Below are 19,993 nucleotides of genomic sequence, written 5' to 3'. Positions count from 1 at the left end.
CCCTCTCCAGCCCACCCTGCCGGCTCATTCCGGCGAACTGGTCTGCTTGTAGTACCAGTTGGTCCGGCATCTCGCCGACACCCCCTCCTGGTGGCTGGTTCAATGCGAACTGGTCTGCTTGTAGTACCAGTTGGCCCAGCATCTCGCCGACCCCCGCGGCTTCCTTCGCCAGCGAACACCCACCCCTTCGGCGCTCGGGTGGGTGTTCTGTCCAGCATGCGCCGCTCGCTCTCGGGGTAGTTTCTCCCTCCCCGGCTTTTGTTGGAGGCTGGGGTCCTGGCGCAAGCCCATGTCGCTCACTTCGCTCACCTCCGCACGGCAAGCCGCACTCGAGGCCGTCACCCCGGCCCCGCCCGAGCCCGTACCCCTGCTCCAGGCCCACGGCCGCTTCCTGGCCATGGCCGTGAGTGCCTCGCGCTCGCTGCCCGGCTGCGACAACTCCGCCATGGATGGGTGGGCCGTGCGCTCCGAGGAGACGCTCGGCGCCAATCGGGATCGGCCCGCGCGCCTGCGCATCGTCGACACCGTCTACGCCGGTGCCCCGGCCTCGCGTGCCCTTCAGCCTGGTGAGGCGGCCCGTGTCTTCACCGGCGCTCCCATTCCTCCGGGTGCCGATGCCGTGGTCCGTCAGGAGGCTGCTCGCGCCGAGGGTGACGGCCTCGTGTCCGTCTTCATCACCGTTCCTCCAGGCCATGACATCCGCCGCGCCGGAGAGGAGGTGGTGGCGGGCACCGCGCTCTTCCCGGCCGGGCAGCGCGCGGACGCCAACGTCCTGGGCGTGCTCGCGTCCATGGGGGCCGCCACCGCGCTCGTGCGCCCCTCGCCGCGCGTGGCCGTGCTGGCCACGGGCGATGAGCTGATCTCTCCCGGGACACCCGCCCTGCCTCACCAGGTGTACGAGAGCAACCTCATCCTCATTGCCGCCCTGGCTCGCGAGGCCGGCGCGGAGGTGGTGGCCACCGAGCGCGCTCGCGATGACGACGCGGAGCTGCGGACCGCCATCACGCGGCTGGCGCCTCGGGTGGATGTGCTCATCACCACCGGGGGCGCCTCCGTGGGTGACAAGGATCGCGTCAAGCGCGTGCTCTCCGAGCTGGGCGCCCGGTTCTTCGTGGACGGCGTGGCCCTCAAGCCCGGCAAGCCCGTGGCGGTGGCGCGGCTCGGAGCGCTGGCGATGGTCGTGCTCCCCGGCAACCCGGGCGCGGCGACCGTCGCGTTCGACCAGCTCGGCCGGCCGCTGCTGCTCGAGCTCCAGGGCGTTCGTGAGGAGCGTCGGCGCGTGCGGGCTCGGCTCTCCGAGGCGCGGCACAAGCAGGCCGGCTTCACCTACCTCATCACCGCCACCGTGGAGCACCGCGAGGGCGGAGGACTCCCGTGGGCCATGATGCGGCCCCAGGGCTCGGGGCAGATCCTCCAGAACGTGGGCTCCGAGGGCTTCGCCGTCCTGCCTCCCGGCCGAGCCGACTTCTCCGAGGGCGATGAGGTGGAGGTGGAGCTGTTCGATCGGCCTCGCTACGTGGCGGTGGGCGGATGAAGGGCCCTCCCGCCGTGAGCATCATCGGCTGGTCCGGCGTGGGGAAGACGACGCTCGTGGAGCGGCTCGTGCCCGAGCTGCGCGCCCGAGGCCTGCGCGTCGGCGTGGTGAAGCACTCCTCGGATCAACACCCGCTGCACCGCTCCGGCAGCGACACGGCCCGCTTCGAGCGAGGCGGTGCCGCCCTGGTTGCCTTCGCCACGCCGGCCGGCGTGCAGCTCTCCGTGCAGGAGCCGCCGGAGAAGGCGCTGCTGCCGCTGCTCGAGCGCTTTGGAGACGTGGTGGATGTGGTCCTGGTGGAAGGCTGGAAGGACGGGCCCCTGCCCAAGCTCGAGGTCTGGCGCGAGGGCCATGGACCGCTGCTGGCCTCGCAGCGCTCGGATGTGCTCGCGGTGGTGAGCGATGCGCCCCGGCTCCCCGAGGGTGCACCCGAAGGGCTGCAGCGGTTCGGGACGGCGGAGGTGCAGGGGCTCGCGCTGTTCATCACGCGCCTGGCGCGGGAGCAGGCCCATGAGTCGTGAGGAGAAGGGCGTCACCCAGCGTCCGGTGGTCCGGTTCTCGGAGGCCGGCACCCGCGCGTCCGCGGAGGACTCGGTCGCCGTGGAGGAGCCGCTGGAGATTCGCGTCAGCGGCGACACGGTGGCCATCACCATGCGCACCCCGGGCCAGGACCGCGAGCTCGCCGTGGGCTTCCTGTTCTCCGAGGGCATCCTCCGCTCGGTGGACGACCTGGGCGGCGTGACGTACTGCGGCCGTCCGGGAGAGGAAGGCTGGGGCAACGTCATCGAGGTGACGCCCGCTCCCGGGCTGGTGCTGGAGGTGGAGCGGGTGGCCTCGGCCCGGCGAGGCACGCTCACCACGGCCGCCTGCGGCGTGTGCGGCCGGCGCAGCGTGGATGACTTGATGGCGGTGTGCTCGCCCGTGCCTCCGGGCCTGGAGCTCGCGCCGGAGGTGGTGGCGCGCGCCACGGAGCGGCTGCGCGACGTGCAGCGCAACTTCGCCCGCACGGGCGGAGTGCATGCGGCGGCGGTGCTCGACTCGAGCGGTGCGCTCCTCTCCTCCGCCGAGGACGTGGGCCGTCACAACGCCGTGGACAAGGCCATTGGCGCGCTGGTCCTCGGTGGCGCGGTGCGCTCCACACGCGCCTCGCCGAGCAGCACCGCCCCGCGCCCGGAGCGCCCACCCGCCCTGCTCGTGGTCAGCGGCCGCGCGAGCTTTGAAATCGTCCAGAAGGCCGCCGTGGCGCGCATCCCCGTGGTGGCCAGTGTGTCGGCGGCCAGCTCGCTCGCGATCGATCTCGCCGAGCGCTCAGGCGTGACGCTCGCCACGTTCGTGCGCGGCGGACGCTTCAACGTCTACACCCACCACGCGCGCCTCGGCGGCCCGTAGCCCGAGCGTCAGGCCATCTCCAGCCGCTGCCGCCAGTCGGCCACCACTTCCGGCGCCGAGCTCACCCGCGTCGCGCCATCATCCGTCGAGCGCGTGAGCACGCGGATCTCCTTGGGGTCCACGTGCTTGAGCAGCCCCGCCGAGGAGGTGGCGATGAGGACCTGAATGGGCGTGCCGCCCACGCTCCCGGTGGACATGTCCCGCATCAGCTTCATGAACTCGCCCATCAGCGGCGGCGGCATTCCCCGCTCGGGCATGTCCAGGGTGATGAGGTCCGGCGGCGGCACCTGGTACGGCAGCACCAGGTAGGCCAGCAGCAGCAGCACGGTGTCCGATACCCGGTCCGCCGTGAACCACAGGTCCGTCTTCCACCAGTCCCGGAACTTCAGCCGCTGGGTCCGAAGGCCCGTCTGGTGCAGCGCCACATCCCCCAGCGAGGGCACCAGCCGGCACAGCTCCTGGATCACCTTCTGCCGCTGTCCCGTCTGCAGCGAGGCGAACACGCCCGCCAGGTTGTCTCCCGTCCGGTTCAGCGCCGGCGAGCGCCCCGTGGTGCTCTCCTCCCGCAGCGCCACCAGGTCCAACGCCAGCGCCTGCACCGTGTGCGTCAGCATCGGCGTCGAGTCCAGCCGGCCCACCGGGTACTCCACCCGCGTCTTCAGGTTGCTGTCATAGCGCCACTCCACCACCGCCGGGTGCGCCTCGTCCTGGCGCCAGTAGTCCGATGCGTCGCAGCCCAGCAGCAGGTCGAACCCTTCCAGCAGCGTCGACTTCCCCGAAGCCGGCGGCCCCACGAGGACCGTCAACGGCTCCAGCGACAGCTCCACGTCCCTGAGACACCGGAAGTTTTCGAAGCGGACCGACTGGATCATATGCCTTGGAATACCACTCGGACGCAGCATGTCATAATTTCAATATTTCAGTGACTGTGAACCCGCCAGGGCCATCACTTGCTTGACCTACATCCATCCAGGCGAGGCGCTCGCGGGCGGCGGCTCAGCCAGGGCGGGTGAGCTGGCGGATGAGCTCCCCGTGGGCCGGGTAGCGCGCCAGGAGCGCGTCTCGAGAGGGCATCTCCCAGTCCGCGAAGTCGAAGCCGGGCGCCACCGTGCAGCCCACCAGCGTGTAGTCCCCGCGCGGCACCGCCGCCTGCAGCACTCCGGCGGGGATGAGGGCCTGGGGCCGCTCGCCGCGAGTGACGTCCCGGCCGAGCACCACCGTCTCCAGCCCCGCGTCCGTGAGCAGGTGCAGCGCCAGCGGGGAGCCGTCGTAGAAGTGCCACACCTCGTCCGAGGCCACCTGGTGCCAGGCCGCGAACTCGCCTCGCGGCAGCAGGTAGTAGATGGCCGTGCCCGCCGCTCGCGGGCCTCGGGGCGTGTCCACCCGTGCCACCGCCCGGTACGTCTCCTTGTAATAGCCACCCTCGGGATGGGGCTGGAGCCCCAGGGCCTTCACCAGCGCGTCGACCATGGGGTGGACCCTAGCGCGGGCAGCCCCTGGCGCGAGCCCTTTCGGCCCGGGTTCCCCCCTCGCACACACCGTGGCGACGCGCCCTCCCCCAGGGCTCAACCCATGGGGTCCTTCTCGCTTGAACCAACCTGCTCTGTAGGTCATACTGGGTCAACCCCTCCTCATGGGTCACATGGCCCACACCCCAGGCGTGGGTCCGTGGAGACGCGACGGGTCGGCTCCACGCTTCGGAGCACGCGTGATGCAGCACCCCTTCCACCTGATGCCGGACATGCTGGTGGGTCCCTTCCGTATCCAGGCACGGCTGGGGGCCGGGGGCTTCGGCGCGGTGTTCCGCGTGGAGAGCGGCGGCCAGGTGTTCGCCCTCAAGTTCGCCGTCCACGGTCCGGACAGCGAGGACCTCAACCGCACGGATGCGCGCGCCCGGCGCGAGCTGGCCTGCCTGCTGCTCATCACCCACCCCAACGTGGTGCGCGTCTGGGGGCACGGCCGCTGGCCGGACCCGCGCGCCGGCTACCACTACGTCGTCATGGACTATGTGGAGGGCCCCACCCTGCTGGAGTGGGTGAAGCAGGCGCGCCCCACCCTGCGCCAGGTGGTCCGCGCCTTCGACACGCTGGCGCTCGCGCTGGATGCGCTGCACGCCGAGGGCATCCACCACCGGGACTTGAAGGGCTCCAACATCCTGGTGCGCGCGCGCGACGGCGAGCCGGTGCTGGTGGACTTCGGCGCGGCCGAGCACACCTCGCTGGGCGCCCCGCTCACCGAGGGCCCGCTGCCGCCCGGCACTCCGCACCTGCGCACCCCGGAGGCCGTGCGCTTCCACCGCGAGCAGTACGCGGACCCCAATGCCCGCTACCCGTTCCAGCCCTCGGATGACCTGTATGCGCTGGGCTGCACGCTCTACGAGGTGCTCACCAGCGCACCGCCCTTCCCGCCCACCCTGCCGCGGGAGGTGCTCACCTCGCTGATCGAAAAGGAGATGCCCGCCTCGCCGGCCGTGCTCAATCCGCAGGTGCCCGTGGCCCTGGCGCAGCTCGTGCTGCGACTGCTGGCCAAGCGTCCCGAGGAGCGCCCCGCGAGCGGACGCGCGCTGCACGAGCAGTTCCAGGCGCTGCTGCATGACGATGCCCCCACCTTGGACATGGTCCTCTCGCCCGGCGCGAACGCCGCGACGACAGAGGGCATGGGGGGCCCGGCCGTCATGTCCAGCGTGGATGACCCGGAGAGGCCCCTCTCGGGCCCGACGGACTGGGGGGGAGCGCACGCTTCACCCGAGCCCACCGCTCAGCGTGAGGACCGTGCCCCCACGGCGCCCGCGGAGCGGGCCTCTCCGGGAAGTCCGCCGCCTGGGCGCCGCCGGTGGGTGATGGGCGCCTCGGCCGGAGTGCTGCTCGCGGTGCTGGCGGTGGTGCTGTGGGGGAGCCGGGAGCGGACTGTGCCCGCCTCGGGTGCGCCCGCCTCGGGTGCCTCCGCTTCCACGTCCGAGGCGCCGGCGGACGCCGATGCGTCGGAGCCCTCGGCAACCGCGCCGCTCGAGAAGCCGAGCCCCTCTCTTCCCACGCCGAGCTCCAGCGGCGACGCGGGCACTCCCGACATCGCGAGCCTCTCTCCTGACGCGGGGTCCCCGGCGCTCGCCGAAGCGCTCCCACCTTCCACACAGCCGAAAGGTTCAACCATGAGGACGAAACCTCCCGCGAAGCCCTCCCCTGTCCCGCCCGAGCCCGAGAAGCCGCGCAGCTCGGGCTCCAGCACCGCCGGTCCGCTCGCGGTGGCCGCGGCCTGCGCGATCGTGGGAGGCTGCACCGCAACCGAGCCCGCGGTCCGCCCAGGCCCTCCACCCCGCCAGCTGTGTCCACCGGGCGCCGTGGAGGCCATGGCGGAGAAGTTCCACATCGGCCGCTTCCCCCTGCGTGGCTGGTATGAGCAGTTCCGTATGCCCGGCGCGACGAAGGACATGGAGTGGGAGGACTCCGTCGTCGCCCCCGAGGGGAGGCATGAAATCACGCTCCTCGTGGGCCAGCGAGAGCCGATTCCCAAGGGGTTGGTGCTCGTCGGGGATTTCTTCATCCGGGACCGTGTGTATGCGCGCTTCGTCGAGGCCCGGCTGCCCAATGGTGAGCGCGTGCCGTTCTGTGGTCAGCTGGAGGACCTGATTGGCAATGATCTGGGGGCTCCGTTCCTCCCGGGCTCGGAGCCGGGCGCGCCGAAGGTCAGAGCCATCCACAAGATACGAGCTGTGTTCCACGATCACTGACGACCCGCCGGGGGGTGTGGCAGCCCGCTGCCGCTCGATATCCTGGGAGGCATGGTAGAGGCGAAACGTCCGCCCCTCCCCGCCACCCCGGAGATTCCGTCGCATGCGCCCTTGTTCTCCCGCCCTCCTCCTGGCGCTGCTGGTGCTGGTGACTTCCTCGGCCGTGTCGGCGCAGCCTGCTGCGTGTCAGACGACGGTCCGCCGCATCGAGCTGGGAGCGGGCGCGGTGTCGCCGCCCGAGGTCTGCATCAGCCCGGGTCTGTCCACCACCCTGCTGTTCGATCGGCCTCTGGCTCGGGACGCGGTGCTCCTGGAGGGGCGCGAGCGCTTCCAGCGCCTGGAGGTGGCAGGCAGCCTCCTGGTCCTCGTGCCGTCGGAGAAGCTCGAGCCCGGAGAGCGGCTGCGGTTGAAGGTGCGCTTCACCCCGCCGGATGCTCCCGAGAGCGCGACGTTCGTGCTGGTCGTCCATCGCGAGGAGGCCGAGCGCCAGGTGGAGATCTCCCGGGCCTCCCGTCCCCCGGACAGCTGCCTGTCCGAGCTGCAGCGCACCGAGGTGGAGTTGCAGCGCAAGGAGGTGGAGCTGCAGCGCTGCCTGGCCGCGAGGCCCTCGCCCGCGTCGCTCCCTGATCCGCGCGTCAGCCTCGCGGCGTTGCTCTCGGACGGCGCCATCGATGCGAGCGGCCTCACGTCCCAGCTGGTCCCGCTTCGAGAGTTCCCCGCTGCCCGGACCGACACGGCGCGGGTGAAGCAGGTCACCGTCTACCGTTCGATCGCGAGGCTCGTCGTGGCGGTGCAGCTGGCTGCGCCCGAGGGCATGAAGCCCTGGCAGGCGGTGGGTGCCTCCCTGGTGCGTCCGTCGGGTGAAGCCTTGCAGGCGCAGTGGCTGGTGCAGCCCCGCGCCCTCACGTCAGGGGAGCGGGAGTCGGTCTGGATGGAGGTGGATATCCCCAGTGACGGAGCCCGAGGGAGCTACACCCTCGAGCTGTGGGACGAGGCCAGGGCACGCACCATCACCGTGCCGGGCGTGCGGTTTCCGTGAGCGTCCCGGGCAGCCTCTGAAGCTCCTTACTCTCCCGATGTGACGTGCGGAGGTGCAGCGTGTCTTCCCACCCGGCCTCTGCCGCACCATGGCGCGTCTCGGCTCTGCTGTGGCTGTGGCTGTGGCTGTGGCTGGGAGCCTTGGGGTGTGCGACGGCGCAGGGGGGAGCAGGGGGGAGCGGCGTAGGGGGTACCGGGCTTCCACCAGGCGTGAGCGAGGCGGAGCTGGAAGCGGCGACCGTGGCGGAGGCCTCTCTGCTCGCAGCCCAGCTCTCGACCGTGGCCGACGCCGTGCATTCGCGGGACGCTCGCCTCTCCTTCTCCTTCTGGAATCAGCACGGCGCCCTCACCCTCATTGGCTTCTCGGCACAGGGGCTGGACGCGCCTGCCGGCCATCCCGTGGACGGTGCGGAGACCCAGCGCACGCTGGCCACCGTCTTCTCCCGCTATCCCCGTCGCCACGCAGGCGTGGCCACGCTGACACTGCAACGTACCCCCTCGCGGTGGACCGTGGACTACGTCGCCTCCGCCGCGCTGCGGCATCCAGAGGCTCGCGCTCTGCCGCGACACCTGCGGGACTTTCCGGCGGACACAGTGCGCTCCAGCATCGATGGCCTCGGCCAGCTGCTCGCCGCGGTGCAGGTGCCCACGGGCGGCGAGGCCCAGGCCGAAGTGGAGGCGCTCCTGGAAGACGGCCGGGTCGAGGGCTGGCGTCTCCGCCTCTTCCGACTCACCCGAGGGGGCGGACCGCCACGAGCGCTCTCTCCCGAGCTCACACGGCAGGTGGTGCAGGTGCTCCTTCCGTTCACCTTGGGGCTGGGTCCTCGCACCGTGCGCCTCCGCCTGATGCTGGTCCACGCTTCTGGGCAAGCGCAGGCGGAAGGTTGGGTGGAGTCCGCCGAGGTGGTGCGCCCACCACCGCCGCCCGAGACCCAGGCAGCCTTCGTTGCCGAGTACCGGGCAATGCACGAGCTCATCCTCTGGCGATGGGGCCACGAGGTGAAGGAGGGCGCCAGGTGGGTGGCACAGCGGGGTGCCGAGGAGCTGGCGCTCTGGTACGCGGGGGGCATCCTCCTCAAGGGAGGCGGCTATCTGGCCCGCTGGTCTGGCTCCGTCATGCGGCGAGCCCTGGGGCGCGGCGGGGAAGCAGCTGCCGGGTGGTTGCGCACCGCGCTGGCACGTCTGCCCGGCGACAAGAAGCGAGAGTTCGAGAGGCTCTGGGCCAAGGTGGAGCTGGAGGGAGAGCGCGCCCTCACCACCGAGGAACGCACTGCCCTGCGCGGGCTCATGGAGCGTGTCGAGCAGCTCGTCCAGACGCGGCTGGATGACACCTCCAAGAAAAAGCTCCGGGCCGAGGCACGAAGCGCCTACGCGAGGCTCCGTCCGGAGTTCGAGGCGCTCCTGAAGGAGAGCGGGCCCACCCTGCCCATCCATCATCGGCGTCCGCTGGAGTACGCGCACCTCTTCCCAGACGAAGACATCAACGCGGCCGAGAACATCGCCATGGTGCGAGATGTCGTGCATCGGCACATCAACCGGGCCTGGGACCGCTTCCGCCAGCTTCGCCCTGCTCCCACTTCTCAGGAGGTCGAGGCCGCGATGAACGCCATTGATGCTCAGTTCAAGCCCTGGTACCACCATGCGAGCGACGTACCCGGGGTGACAAAGACCTTGAGCAGCGCCGAAGAGCTGGCGCTGCGGAGCCTGGAGCGACTGTTCCCCAGCTGATCCCTGGCATCAGGCGGAGAATGAAGCCATGAAGCTCCCCGGACTCGAACGCCTGGAGGGAGTCTGCCAGCAACTGGGGCTCGAGTGGCTGACCCGGCCTGCCTCCCGGGCAGCACCCGCGGCCGGAACGCCGGTCTCTGGATTGCCGTTCGATGCCGTCCTCGCGGCGTTCTACGCGCGGATGAGCAAGGCCTCGTTCGCCACGGACGTGGCCGGCCTCGTCATGGCGGGCAACGATGAGAGCGCCTTCACCCTGGAGAAGGCCAATGCCGGGTGGCAGGAGGAAGCACAAGCGCGTCTGGCCCTGCCGCTCTTCATCTTCGGGGGCGCCGCGGGCATGGCCTACCACTACGCCACGGTTCCCTCCCTGGCCGATGCATTGGGACGCCAACCCGTGGTGGAGGTGGACACCTACGAAGTGCCGTACGCGCTGCCCATCGCGTCGAATGTAGACCGCTTCTTCGACACCTACTCCCACTACCTCGAGGCGCTCTCCGCCCTCCCAGGCTTCCGAGAAGACGGCGAAGCCGCTCTCGCCTTTCCTTGGGAAGTGCCCCACATCATTGGACGGGATGAGCAGCTCGTGGAGCTGATTCGCTCGGGTGCCTTCACGCCCTTGATGAAGAAGACCGACGAGACGCTCCAATGGGTAGAGCGGGTGACAGCGGCGTCCCGGAGGGCGTAACCGCTCACCGGCCAGCCGTCAGTTCACCTGCATGGACCCAAGAGGTAGGGCCACAGGCCACCTACCCTCACATCCTGTCAATCCAGCTCGCGGAGGGCGGTGCGCTTGCGGGCCTTGCCGGGCCGGCCCTTGTTCATCATCGCTCCGGCGATGAGGCTCAGCAGCTTCACCTGGGTGGCGTTGAGCCGGCGCAGCCTTCGCAGCAGCCGGCGCATGTCCGCCGAGTCATCCCCGCGCGGCTTCGCCTCCTCCCAGGGCAGCTCGCCCTTGCTCTCGCCCATGGACTCCAGGCCGAGCAGTTCGTCCGGGGGCACGTTGAGCACCAGGCACAGCCGCCGCAGGTTCTCCACGCGCGGCAGCATCTGCCCCCGCTCCATGCGCCCGTATACCTCCGAGGCCATACCGATGCGCTCGGCCACATCCTCCTGGGTCAAGCCTGCGCGCACCCGGGCGTTCCGCACCGCGGCGCCGAGAATGCTCGAGAGGGGTTTGTCCATGGGTTCCGTCAATCCAGTCCAGGGCCGCTGGGGTAGGAGCGAGCCAAGATGTAACCCTCCGGGTTACCTCGGGCCATCTTACCCCAAGCGTTTGTCTGGCGGTCTGGATTCGAAGCGCCTCAGCGCAGGAAACGCTCCGGCTCGGCACGCACCACCCGGGCCGTGGGCAGCCCGTTCACCATGACGTAGGCCACCTCCGTCTCGGTGCCGTCGCGCAGCGATGAGGCCGGGCGCTCCCGGTGGGCCTGCACCGCGCACGTGCTCTCGTCCACGTGCAGCTTCATGGGCCCCTCGCCCGGGACGTTGAGCGTCAGCAGCCCGTCCACCGCCAGGTCCAGCCTGCCGGACACCACGACGGTGGGCTCGTTGGAGGCCAGCACCTCCGCGCAGGTGCGCCGCTCGCCGCCCGCGCGTCCCGCGCCGCCCACCGCCTCCGTACCCCAGGCGCCCGAGCCACCCGTGGCGTCCCACGGCTGCTCGAGGCCCAGCTCCCTGGCCACCCGCTCATAGAAGTGGCGCCGCTCCTGCTCGGCCTGGGGCGTGCGCACCAGGGACGCCCAGGGGCCGGTGTCTATCTCCGCGGCGCCGCCCTGGCCCGCGCTCACCACCACCGGATTCTCCTCGAGCAGCGGCGCCTGCGTGCTCGCTCCGGCACAGCCCACCGCGCCCACCGCCAGCCACACGCACCCCACCCGCATCGCGTATCGCATCGTCGTCTCCTCTCCTGCCGCTCAGTCCGGCGTGCCTCCGCCAGCCCGGCGCGTCGCGCGCTCCTCGGTCGCGTCCTGCTCGAAGACGGCGATGGCCACGCGGCGGCGCTCGGCCGCGGCGAACAGCAGTCCGAGCGGCACTCCGAAGAAGAGCGCGTGCATCGCCAGCTGGAAGAACTCCGCCGTCTCCAGGAACCACGGGTAGTAGCCGCGAGCGACGAACTGGAACGTCACCACCCACACCCCGATGGTGAAGAGCATCCCCACCGCCACCTGGTGGGTCACCCTCGGCCGCAGCTCGGGGGAGATGCGCGCGTCGATCAGCGAGTACGCCAGCCCGAAGAAGGCCGACAGGCCCATGTGCACCGCCAGCCCCGCGGCGAGGATGAGCCCCAGCGGCATCTCCCCCAGGGCCCGAGAGCCCAAGAGGACGCTGGCCGCGAAGCGCACGGGCGTCAGCAGGCCCTGTCCTCCCGCCAGTGAGGCCACGCACTCGGCGATGGCGAACACCACGCCCGCCACCAGGCCGAAGCCCAGGCCATTCCACGCCGACCAGGGAGTCCTGGACCAAGCCATGTCGCGCCTCCTCGTGTGCGTCCGCGTCGCTGTCCGGACGCGGGCAGGGCCTCGCCGGAGCCCCTGCACAGAAGGGTTGTCATCCAGCGGACGTAGGGCAGAGGCGCCAACCCGGGGTGCCAGGGCCTCGCTCGCCGTGTGGAGGAGCGGGCAGACGGGCTCAGCGCTCCTCGCGGCGGAGGAGTTGCTGGAGGAAGTCGAGGAACACGCGCACGCGCGGAGTGGACTGGCGGCGCGGCAGGCACAGCGCTCGGATGGGCGGCCCCTCGGCGGCGTACGGGGCCAGCACCTCCACCAGCCGCCCGGAGCGCAGGTGCTCGGCCACCATGAAGTCGAAGGCCTGGCAGATGCCGAGCCCCGCCACGGCGGCCTCCACCAGCAGCTCCCCGTGGTCGATGCGGAACGCGTCCGGGGTGCGCACGGTGACGGGCCGGGCCTCGCGCTTGTCCTTGAACGTCCACTCGCGGGTGACGCCAGCGGGGGTGACGAACTTGAGGCAGGCGTGGCGCTCCAGCTCCTTGTAGTGGCGAGGCGTGCCATGGCGCCCCAGCCAGGCCGGCGAGGCCACCGTCACCCACTGCGGCACGCGCAGGGTGCGAGCCACCAGGCTGGAGTCCTCCAGCTCGCCGATGCGCACCGCCACGTCCACGCCCTCCTCGGCCAGGCGGCTGAAGCGGTCCGTCAGGGAGAGGTTGAAGGTGAGGCGCGGGTGGCGCGCGGCCAGCCGCCCCAGCTCGGGCACCACGGCGCGGCCGAGGATGAGGGGCATGGAGACCTTGAGCTCGCCCTCGGCGACCTTCTGGGCCTGGGCGACGAGCTCGCGCCCGGCCTGCATGCGGGTGACGGCCTCGCGGCAGTGCTCGAGGAAGGCGGCGCCCTCGGGGGTGAGGGACACGTGGCGCGAGGTGCGGTGGAGCAGGGTGACGCCCAGCTCCGCCTCGAGCCGGGCCACGGCCTTGCTGACGGCGGCGGTGGTGACACCCAGGTGGGCGGCCGCCTTGCGGAAGCTGCGCTCCTCGGCGGTGTGAAGGAAGGGGAGCACTCCGGAGAACAGGTCCATGCCCGCATTGTTAACCGGAAGTTGACGGAAGGTTGAGCAGGGCGGTGATTCTCAACCGGGAGGCAGGCCGGTAGTTTTCGCCTCGCACCGTTTCAGAAGGAGCACGCGATGAAGATTGGAATCCTGGGTACCGGCATGGTGGGCGTGGCGCTGGGCAACAAGCTCGTGGCGCTGGGGCACGAGGTGAAGATGGGCTCGCGCACGGCGACCAATGAGAAGGCCTCGGCGTGGGTGAAGGGCGCGGGCGCCAAGGCCTCACAGGGCACGTTCGCGGACGCGGCGGGTTTTGGCGAGCTGGTCTTCAACTGCACCAGCGGCACCGGTTCGCTGGAGGCGCTGAAGGCCGCGAGCGCGAGCCTGAAGGGCAAGACGCTCATCGACATCTCCAACCCGCTGGACTTCTCCAAGGGCATGCCGCCGACGCTGTTCGCGGGCAACACGGACTCGCTGGGCGAGCTGGCGCAGGCGGCGCTGCCGGAGACGAAGGTGGTGAAGACGCTCAACACGGTGACGGCGTCCATCATGGTGGACCCGGGCAAGGTGGGCGGCGGAGACCACCAGCTGTTCATCTGCGGCAATGACGCGGCGGCCAAGGCCACGGTGGGCGAGTTCCTCAAGACGCAGTTCGGCTGGAAGCACATCCTGGACCTGGGCGACATCACCCAGTCGCGCGGCACCGAGAGCTACCTGCCGCTGTGGATCCGGCTCTTCGGCACGCTGAAGACGGCGGAGTTCAACATCAAGATCGTCCGCTGAGGCGGTGCGCCAGGGGCTCGCCGGGCCGGTGCATCCCCCGCGGCCTGGCGGGCTTCCGGGCTTCGTCAGTGAACCGGCGGCCCAATCTGGGGACGCCGGGTGGCTTTGAGGTGGCGCTCGTGGTCGTAGAAGTGCTCGGGGCCCAGGAGGGAGATGAGCTGGCGCTCACGCGCGTCGCCCTCGGGAGTCCCGGCCTGGGTGGGGAGCTCGTAGGGCTGGATGAGGAGGTGCTCGTCGCCGAGTTCCTGCCGGCACTCGGCGGGCAGGGCATCGAGGCGGTCGCCGAAGAGTCGAAGGAAGGGCGCGCCGAGAAAGCTGCGCCAGTAGAGGCCCGCGAGGCCTTCGCTGAAGTCGCGCACGGTGATGGCCTGCTCCTGGCCGAAACCGTCGGCGTTGGGAACCAAGCGCCGGGTCTTGCGCTGGAAATCGTCGTCCGGGCCTGCCTGTGCCAGGGGTGATTCCACCAGCGACATGACTTCCTGGACCTGCCGCAGGTGCGCGGCACGCCACTTGGGTTTGTCCGCCTCCTTCACGGAGGTCGTCCAGTTGATGGAGCCTACGTAGGGATACTCAGCGCCAGGCTTGGTGGGATAGATGAGGATGAAGTCACGGTCTGTCTTCGCCGCGATGGTGATGTTCTGGTACTCCTCATAGAAAGCAACGAGCGCGTCGATGTCTGGGCGCTCAGGCTCAAGCTTCCCATTGAGGAAGGCCCGCCCGTATCTCGTAGGCTTGAACCAGCGGTAATCATGAAATATCCGCTGGAGTAGCTCCTTCACGACCGAGGAGCGAAGAGGCCCTGGCCAGAGGTTGAACTCGGTGATGAGGGGCCTGGAGGGCATGCGGCATTCCTAAGGATGGTGCTTGATGGTCGCTTTCCCTTCACGTTCGAGCTGCTTCAAGCGCCGTAGCAGTGGTTGAGAGAGTCGGGTCAGTCCCTCTGGATGTTTCACGGAGCGAATCCATAGCTCAACATGGCCTCCGAAGGCGTCCACGTAGTCGAGCATGGCCTTGAGGTTGCCCCCCAGGTCCAGCTTCGCGCGCGCCTTCACCTCCACGAACTGATAGGGCCTGCCCCAAACCAGCTCGCTCGGCTTGCCTCGCACCGCGTCTGGGATGAAGCCCTGTACCTGGGTACTCGGCGGCGGCATCATCATCGCCACATTCTTCTCGTGCCCACCGAGCTTCAGCACTGACTGCTCGAAGGCCGTGCCCGCCTCCTTGTTCCGGAGGATGGATTCGTACAGCCGCTTCCACGCCTCGTCCGGCGCGTAGGTGAAGCGCGGGTACCTGCTCGGATGGCGGAACTGATAGTCCACCCAGCACTGAGCCAGATGCGCGGGCTCTCCGGGTACCAGACGCACTCCGTCCGCGCCCTTGCGCACCCCTAGAAAGGGCACCCTGCCGCCTCGGCGAAGCGTCTCGGACGCCTCACTCAGCGGTCGCTCCAGCTTCCGCGCGATGCGCTTCAACAGCTCCACATCCGTCGCGCCGATCCGCTCGCCCTTCGACGCGGCGCGCAGCATCCGGTCCACCTCGCGCGCCTCCTCCGGGCTCACGTGCGAGGCCACCCGCTGCAGCACCCGTACCTCCTCCAGTCCCCGTCCCGTGAGCAGCGCCGCCCGCTCGACCATCTCGGCTCCCGCGAGCATCCGCCCAGACACGAAGGGCAGCAGCACCCCTACCGCCGCCAGCAGCTGCTCCTCCTTGCGGAGCGGGCGACCCGTGATGCTCAGCCCCGTCAAAAGGGAGTGGAGGTCCGCTGCCTCTCCCACCACTGGAGTGAGGCCCACGAGCAGCTCCACCGCCAGTTCCTCCGGTGTGCCCTCCGTCTCGTCCGGCTGGGGCGTGTAGTCCAGGTGTGGGGGCGCCTGCTGCCCCAGCTCTATCGCCGTGGCCAGCACGCTGTTCTTCGCCAGGACATAGACCGCGACTTCGTTCGGGCTCCGGCTCAGGAAGTCCGGATCCTGCGTGTGCGTGAACGCCCAGTCGAGCACTGCCGCCGTCAGTGCATCCTCGGTCTGCTGGCGCAGGGGATTCTCGGTCATCAGATACTCGCGCCCCACGCTGCGAAAGCGCACCGCGCTCCGAGCCCACCGCCGCTCGGCCCAGTCGAGGAACTCATCCAGCCTCGCCTCCACGGCGATTGCGCGCGCCTGCTCCTGTCGCTCCCTCTGCTGCCGGGCCGCCTTGAGCCGCTGGTACATCTCTTCCGGCGAGGTACGCGCCAGCGTCTCAGCGTCCTGCGCATGCAGCCAGACCGTCATCTCCGCCAGCACCAGGTGCTCACGGCGCCGGGCTTCTTCCCGCAGGCCGGACTGCTTCAGCTCCTGCTCCTTGTTCAGGAGGAAGGCCCAGTGCACCCGCTGTGCATCGTCTCCCGCGGTGCATCTCCCCCCGCCATCGTCCGCACAGGCGGGGCGGTCCGGAGTACTCGCGCAGGCACTCACGAGCAGCACTGTGATGGTGACGGCTGCGTACGGGCGTTGCAGGGCCACTCCGCACCTCCGGGTCGCGGCTCCCCGGAATGGTAGAGCGTCCACCGCATGATGTGAGGGCATCATGCGTCGGGAATCCCCTCCCGCGCAGCCCGGCACCTCCACCCGTACCGCCCTGCCTCAATCGACCGTCGCGGCCCCTCGCGGCAACCGCACCCGGAACGTGGTGCCCTCCGCCGCGCTCGAGCGCACCTCCACGTCTCCTCCATGTGCTCGGGCGATCTCCCTCGCGAGGAACAGCCCCAGTCCCTCGTGCTCGCGGCGCGCCTCGTCCACCGGGGAGGAACGGAACGCATCGAAGAGCTGGGGCAGCACCTCGGCCGGGATGGGCGCTCCCGTCCGAGACACCTCCACCACCACCTCCTCCCCCTCCCCCTTCAACCTCAGGTCCACCGGCCGCTCCGCCGGGCTCCCTCGCAGCGCGTGGCCCAGCAACATGGAGAGCAGCTCCACCAGTCGCTCCCTATCCCAGAGCCCGCTCGCGTCCCCTCGCTTCACGTAGCGCACCAGCCGGTCCGGGTGCTCCAGCTCCGCCGCCGCCACCACGTCCTGCGCCACCACATCCAGGTCCATCCGCGTGGGCAGCAGCACCAGCCCCGCGCCCAGGTACGTCCGCGTGAAGTCCAGCACCTGGCCCATGAGCCGCCCCATCCGCTCCGCGCTCTGCGCGATGCGCCCCGCCGCTTTCGTGTCCGCCTCCGACAGCTCCCCCCGCCGCAGCAGCGTGGACGCCGCCACCGCTATTGCCGACAGCGGCTCGCGCAGATCATTGCTGACGATGTCGATCAGCCGCTCGCGCACCGCCTCCGCGCGCAGCGGCTCGCGCAAGTCCCTCGTCACCGAGCCCAGGCCCACCGGCCGCCCCGTCTCCCTCGCCACCAGCGTGAAGAGCTGATGCCAGACCGGGATCGCCTCGCCCGTACGCCTGTCTCGTAGCCGCAGCTCGCCCTCCCAGTGTCCCCGCTCCCGCACCGCCGTGAACGCGACGCGCGCCGCCTCGCGGTCCTCCGGCAGGTACGTCTCCAGCACCGCGCTGGCCCGGAAGGCCTCCTGGCTCTCGAAGCCCAGCAGCCCCCGCCCCGCCGGGTTCAGGTACACCGGTCGCCCCGTCAGCGTCGTGATGCCGATGCACTCCGTCGAGCGCTCCACCAGCGTCAGGAACTGATCCTTCTGCTCCTCCACCCGCCGCCGCGCTCCCACGTCCGTGTGCACCACCACGGCCGCCACCACCTTCCCGTCCACCCGCACCGGCGCTCCCGAGGTGCGCACCCGCACATCCATCCCCGCCCGCGTGTGGCGCACCACCAGCTCCCGCGTCCACGGCTGCCCCGTCAGCGCCCGCGCCAGCGGATCCTCGTCCAGTCCCACCGGGGCCTGCGTCTCCGGACTCCGCGGTTGCAGCCGCTCGGCCAGCAGCACGGGATGGCCCCTCAGCCCCAGCGCGCTGTCCGCTCCCAGCAGCTCCAGCGCCGCCCGGTTGGCTCGCACCGCACCGCCCTCGCCCACCAGGTACGCTGGCTCCTCGATGGACTGGATCACCACTTCCAGCTCCGCGTCCCGCCTGCGCATCATCTCCTTGAGGGCCCACAGCTCCCGCTCGCGCTCCACCGCCACCTTCGACGCCTGCGCCAGCGCCAGCAGCGGCCCCGCGCTCCGGGCCAGCAGCGACACCCTCCGCTCCTCCACCTCGCCAAACGCGTTCGGCCTCGGCGAGAGCGCGAAGAGCAGCGCGCCGGGACGCTCCCCGAACACCAGCGGCGTCACCACCAGCGAGCGCGCTCCCATCCGCCGGCACGTCGCCCGGTCCACCCGCGTGTCCAGCTCCGTGTCGTCGCAGCGCATCGCCTGACGCGAGGCCATCGACTGGCTCGTCAGCGTGCCCTCCAGCTGCATCCGCTCACCCACCGCCCGGGCGACGCTGCCCGTGCCGGCGCGGCAGACAATCTCCCCCTCCTCGATGAGGGCCACCGCCGCTCCCGCCCCCCCCGAGAGCTCCTGCCCTCGCGTGGCGATGAGCCGCATCACCGCCTCCATCTCTCCCCGCGTCGCCAGCGCGGCGAGCTCCGCCTGCAGCTCGAGCATCCTCGACAGTGACTCCTCGGCACTGCCCTGCGGCGGGGACCCGGCGGCCCCGCGGGCAGACTCCTCCGAGCGCACCGGTGGCAGCGAGGTGTGAGATTTGCGTGTGGTCATGGCAGGCATCCGAGGACTGCGCTGACTGGGATGGGCGGAAGCCGTGTCCCCCCTCCATCGCCCCCCTGGCTTCCACCCCGCATCATTGCCACACCTGCGTCCGCGAGGGGCAAGCGCTGGCTCGAAGGCTCGCGCCAGCACCCAACACCGGCGAATCGTCCGAAACAGACAATCCGGACGTGGAGTGGCGTACGCAAAGTGCGGATACGTGCAGACAGGCGCTCCCCAGTCCACGGCAGGCTGCCTAGTTTCGGCGCACAGGGGGGCACTTGGGCGGCGCGAGACAAGCAAGGCGTGTGATGGAGATTCCCTGGAAGGCTCACGCCTGGAGGGAGCTGGAGAGCGCCCGCGCGCGCACGCTCGACATGCTGGCGGGGCTGCCGGAAGCGGAGCTGCTGCGCCAGCACTCGCCCCTGATGTCTCCCCTCGTGTGGGACGTGGCGCATGTGGCCAACTACGAGGAACAGTGGCTGCTGCGCGCCCTGGGTGGCCGGTCCTTCACGGAGCCGGCCTTCGACGCCATCTACGACGCCTTCCTCCACCCGCGCCGTACCCGCTCCCAGCTTCCGCTGCTCGCTCCGGAGGATGCCTTCGCCTACGCCGCGCGCGTGCGCCAGGCCGTCCGTGAGCACCTGGACACCCTGCCGGAGGACTCACCCGAGCCCCTGCTCAAGGACGGCTTCGTCTTCGGCATGGTGGCCCAGCACGAGCAGCAGCACGCGGAGACGCTCGCCGCCACGCTGCAGCTGATGACGACGTGGGAGTACCGCCCGGCCGCTCGGGAGAGCCCGCGCCCCGGCGCCGTGCCCCAGCACGAGGTGTTCATCCCCGGCGGCCCGGTGCGCCTGGGCAGTGACGGCCCGTGGGCCTATGACAACGAGCGCCCCGCGCACACGGTGGACGTGCCCGCGTTCCTGCTCGACGCGCACCCCGTCACCAACGGGGACTACCTCGTCTTCGTGGAGTCGGGTGGCTACGAGGATCCGCGCTGGTGGCACCCGAAGGGCTGGGACTTCATCCAGTCCGAGCGCCTGAGCCACCCGCTCTTCTGGCTGCCACAGGGCCAGCATGTGTGGCTGCGCCGACGCTTCGGCTGGATCGAACCGCTACCCAAGGACGAGCCCGTGCAGCACGTGTGCTGGTACGAGGCGGACGCGTACGCGCGCTGGGCCGGCAAGCGCCTGCCCACCGAAGCCGAGTGGGAGAAGGCCGCGCAGGGCAGCGACGGCACGCCACGCGAGCACCCGTGGGGCGGCGCGCGGCCCACGCCCCTGCACGCCAACCTGGGCGGTGACACGTGGGGCCCGGCCTCCGTGGGTGCGTTCGCCCGGGGCCGCAGCGCGGACGGAGTGTGGGGGCTGCTGGGGGACGTGTGGGAATGGACGGCCAGCGACTTCAGCGGCTACGCGGGCTTCCGCGCCTTCCCGTACCGCGAGTACTCCGAGGTCTTCTTCGGCGCGGACTACAAGGTGCTGCGCGGCGGCGCCTGGGCGAGCGCGCCCGTGGCGGTGCGCAACAGCTTCCGCAACTGGGACTTTCCGATTCGGCGGCAGATCTTCGCCGGCTTCCGCTGCGCGCGGAGCGTGAAGTGAAGGTCAGGGG

Annotated in this window: 18 protein-coding genes; 9 read left to right on the top strand and 9 right to left on the bottom strand. The window is 70.6% G+C overall.

Features of this window, described 5'->3' with window-relative positions; genetic code table 11:
- The first annotated feature begins 289 nt into the window (after positions 1-289).
- The 3 genes from KY572_RS02900 to fdhD are packed head-to-tail and all read left to right on the top strand — an operon-like array spanning position 290 to position 2,923.
- A complete protein-coding gene (locus KY572_RS02900; protein ID WP_224240585.1) occupies positions 290-1,534 on the top strand; it encodes a molybdopterin molybdotransferase MoeA in 1,245 nt (414 codons plus the stop codon).
- Positions 1,531-2,055, top strand: a complete 525-nt coding sequence (gene mobB, locus KY572_RS02895; protein ID WP_224240584.1) for a molybdopterin-guanine dinucleotide biosynthesis protein B — start codon at positions 1,531-1,533, stop codon at positions 2,053-2,055. The genes KY572_RS02900 and mobB overlap by 4 nt, the downstream gene beginning before the upstream one ends.
- On the top strand, positions 2,045-2,923 hold the full coding sequence (fdhD, locus tag KY572_RS02890) for a formate dehydrogenase accessory sulfurtransferase FdhD (protein ID WP_224240583.1): 879 nt from the start codon (positions 2,045-2,047) through the stop codon (positions 2,921-2,923). The genes mobB and fdhD overlap by 11 nt, the downstream gene beginning before the upstream one ends.
- An 8-nt stretch (positions 2,924-2,931) precedes the next feature.
- On the opposite strand, the gene KY572_RS46985 is transcribed toward fdhD, so the two are convergent.
- Entirely contained in the window at positions 2,932-3,795 is an 864-nt protein-coding gene (locus tag KY572_RS46985) for an AAA family ATPase (protein WP_263451285.1), read from the bottom strand.
- A gap of 124 nt (positions 3,796-3,919) precedes the next feature.
- Positions 3,920-4,393, bottom strand: coding sequence for a cupin domain-containing protein (locus KY572_RS02875; RefSeq protein WP_224240582.1), 474 nt, complete (start codon positions 4,391-4,393; stop codon positions 3,920-3,922).
- 241 nt (positions 4,394-4,634) lie between these two features.
- Here KY572_RS02875 and KY572_RS02870 point away from each other — a divergent pair, with 241 nt between their 5' ends.
- The 4 genes from KY572_RS02870 (at position 4,635) to KY572_RS02855 (ending at position 10,101) form a co-directional block, all read left to right on the top strand.
- Positions 4,635-6,650, top strand: coding sequence for a serine/threonine protein kinase (locus tag KY572_RS02870; RefSeq protein ID WP_224240581.1), 2,016 nt, complete (start codon positions 4,635-4,637; stop codon positions 6,648-6,650).
- A gap of 103 nt (positions 6,651-6,753) precedes the next feature.
- On the top strand, positions 6,754-7,689 hold the full coding sequence (locus KY572_RS02865) for a DUF2381 family protein (protein ID WP_224240580.1): 936 nt from the start codon (positions 6,754-6,756) through the stop codon (positions 7,687-7,689).
- A 239-nt stretch (positions 7,690-7,928) separates the two neighbouring features.
- Positions 7,929-9,416, top strand: coding sequence for a hypothetical protein (locus tag KY572_RS02860; RefSeq protein WP_224240579.1), 1,488 nt, complete (start codon positions 7,929-7,931; stop codon positions 9,414-9,416).
- A gap of 28 nt (positions 9,417-9,444) precedes the next feature.
- Positions 9,445-10,101 (top strand): hypothetical protein, encoded by a 657-nt coding sequence (locus KY572_RS02855; RefSeq protein ID WP_224240578.1) that lies wholly within the window; start codon positions 9,445-9,447, stop codon positions 10,099-10,101.
- Between the two features lie 77 nt (positions 10,102-10,178).
- On the opposite strand, the gene KY572_RS02850 is transcribed toward KY572_RS02855, so the two are convergent.
- From KY572_RS02850 to KY572_RS02835, 4 genes are all read right to left on the bottom strand, one after another.
- Positions 10,179-10,598, bottom strand: coding sequence for a helix-turn-helix domain-containing protein (locus KY572_RS02850; protein ID WP_224240577.1), 420 nt, complete (start codon positions 10,596-10,598; stop codon positions 10,179-10,181).
- A 119-nt stretch (positions 10,599-10,717) separates the two neighbouring features.
- Complete coding sequence (locus KY572_RS02845; protein ID WP_224240576.1) at positions 10,718-11,308, bottom strand: hypothetical protein; 591 nt, start codon at positions 11,306-11,308, stop codon at positions 10,718-10,720.
- 21 nt (positions 11,309-11,329) lie between these two features.
- Positions 11,330-11,884 carry a hypothetical protein gene (locus KY572_RS02840; protein WP_224240575.1) on the bottom strand — a complete coding sequence of 185 codons (555 nt, stop codon included), beginning with the start codon at positions 11,882-11,884 and terminating at the stop codon, positions 11,330-11,332.
- Positions 11,885-12,044: 160 nt separating this feature from the next.
- Complete coding sequence (locus tag KY572_RS02835) at positions 12,045-12,944, bottom strand: LysR family transcriptional regulator (protein WP_224240574.1); 900 nt, start codon at positions 12,942-12,944, stop codon at positions 12,045-12,047.
- A gap of 108 nt (positions 12,945-13,052) precedes the next feature.
- On the opposite strand from KY572_RS02835, the gene KY572_RS02830 reads away from it, so the two are divergent.
- Positions 13,053-13,700 (top strand): NADPH-dependent F420 reductase, encoded by a 648-nt coding sequence (locus tag KY572_RS02830; RefSeq protein ID WP_224240573.1) that lies wholly within the window; start codon positions 13,053-13,055, stop codon positions 13,698-13,700.
- Between the two features lie 65 nt (positions 13,701-13,765).
- Here the strand turns inward: KY572_RS02830 and KY572_RS02825 are convergent, their stop codons facing one another.
- From KY572_RS02825 to KY572_RS46980, 3 genes are all read right to left on the bottom strand, one after another.
- A complete protein-coding gene (locus tag KY572_RS02825) occupies positions 13,766-14,479 on the bottom strand; it encodes a hypothetical protein (protein ID WP_224240572.1) in 714 nt (237 codons plus the stop codon).
- A 72-nt stretch (positions 14,480-14,551) separates the two neighbouring features.
- Positions 14,552-16,063: a hypothetical protein gene (locus KY572_RS02820; RefSeq protein ID WP_224240571.1), complete on the bottom strand. Its 1,512-nt coding sequence runs from the start codon at positions 16,061-16,063 to the stop codon at positions 14,552-14,554.
- A gap of 255 nt (positions 16,064-16,318) precedes the next feature.
- On the bottom strand, positions 16,319-18,280 hold the full coding sequence (locus tag KY572_RS46980; RefSeq protein ID WP_263451284.1) for an ATP-binding protein: 1,962 nt from the start codon (positions 18,278-18,280) through the stop codon (positions 16,319-16,321).
- Positions 18,281-18,690: 410 nt separating this feature from the next.
- On the opposite strand from KY572_RS46980, the gene egtB reads away from it, so the two are divergent.
- A complete protein-coding gene (egtB, locus tag KY572_RS02805; RefSeq protein WP_224240570.1) occupies positions 18,691-19,983 on the top strand; it encodes an ergothioneine biosynthesis protein EgtB in 1,293 nt (430 codons plus the stop codon).
- The last annotated feature ends 10 nt before the right edge of the window (positions 19,984-19,993 follow it).

The sequence above is a fragment of the Hyalangium gracile genome (assembly GCF_020103725.1).
GTDB lineage: Bacteria > Myxococcota > Myxococcia > Myxococcales > Myxococcaceae > Hyalangium > Hyalangium gracile.
Note: the sequence above shows the minus strand (reverse complement) of the source record. Positions and strands in the feature narration are given on the sequence as shown.

Excerpts from the sequence above, each read along its gene's own strand:
- KY572_RS46985 (WP_263451285.1), bottom strand. The coding sequence starts at position 3,795 with ATGATCCAGTCGGTCCGCTTCGAAAACTTCCGGTGTCTCAGGGACGTG.
- KY572_RS02855 (WP_224240578.1), top strand. The coding sequence starts at position 9,445 with ATGAAGCTCCCCGGACTCGAACGCCTGGAGGGAGTCTGCCAGCAACTG.
- KY572_RS02840 (WP_224240575.1), bottom strand. The coding sequence starts at position 11,884 with ATGGCTTGGTCCAGGACTCCCTGGTCGGCGTGGAATGGCCTGGGCTTC.
- egtB (WP_224240570.1), top strand. The coding sequence starts at position 18,691 with ATGGAGATTCCCTGGAAGGCTCACGCCTGGAGGGAGCTGGAGAGCGCC.
- KY572_RS02845 (WP_224240576.1), bottom strand. The coding sequence starts at position 11,308 with ATGCGATACGCGATGCGGGTGGGGTGCGTGTGGCTGGCGGTGGGCGCG.
- KY572_RS02865 (WP_224240580.1), top strand. The coding sequence starts at position 6,754 with ATGCGCCCTTGTTCTCCCGCCCTCCTCCTGGCGCTGCTGGTGCTGGTG.
- KY572_RS02850 (WP_224240577.1), bottom strand. The coding sequence starts at position 10,598 with ATGGACAAACCCCTCTCGAGCATTCTCGGCGCCGCGGTGCGGAACGCC.
- KY572_RS02835 (WP_224240574.1), bottom strand. The coding sequence starts at position 12,944 with ATGGACCTGTTCTCCGGAGTGCTCCCCTTCCTTCACACCGCCGAGGAG.
- KY572_RS46980 (WP_263451284.1), bottom strand. The coding sequence starts at position 18,280 with ATGCTCGAGCTGCAGGCGGAGCTCGCCGCGCTGGCGACGCGGGGAGAG.
- fdhD (WP_224240583.1), top strand. The coding sequence starts at position 2,045 with ATGAGTCGTGAGGAGAAGGGCGTCACCCAGCGTCCGGTGGTCCGGTTC.
- KY572_RS02830 (WP_224240573.1), top strand. The coding sequence starts at position 13,053 with ATGAAGATTGGAATCCTGGGTACCGGCATGGTGGGCGTGGCGCTGGGC.
- mobB (WP_224240584.1), top strand. The coding sequence starts at position 1,531 with ATGAAGGGCCCTCCCGCCGTGAGCATCATCGGCTGGTCCGGCGTGGGG.
- KY572_RS02900 (WP_224240585.1), top strand. The coding sequence starts at position 290 with ATGTCGCTCACTTCGCTCACCTCCGCACGGCAAGCCGCACTCGAGGCC.
- KY572_RS02875 (WP_224240582.1), bottom strand. The coding sequence starts at position 4,393 with ATGGTCGACGCGCTGGTGAAGGCCCTGGGGCTCCAGCCCCATCCCGAG.
- KY572_RS02870 (WP_224240581.1), top strand. The coding sequence starts at position 4,635 with ATGCAGCACCCCTTCCACCTGATGCCGGACATGCTGGTGGGTCCCTTC.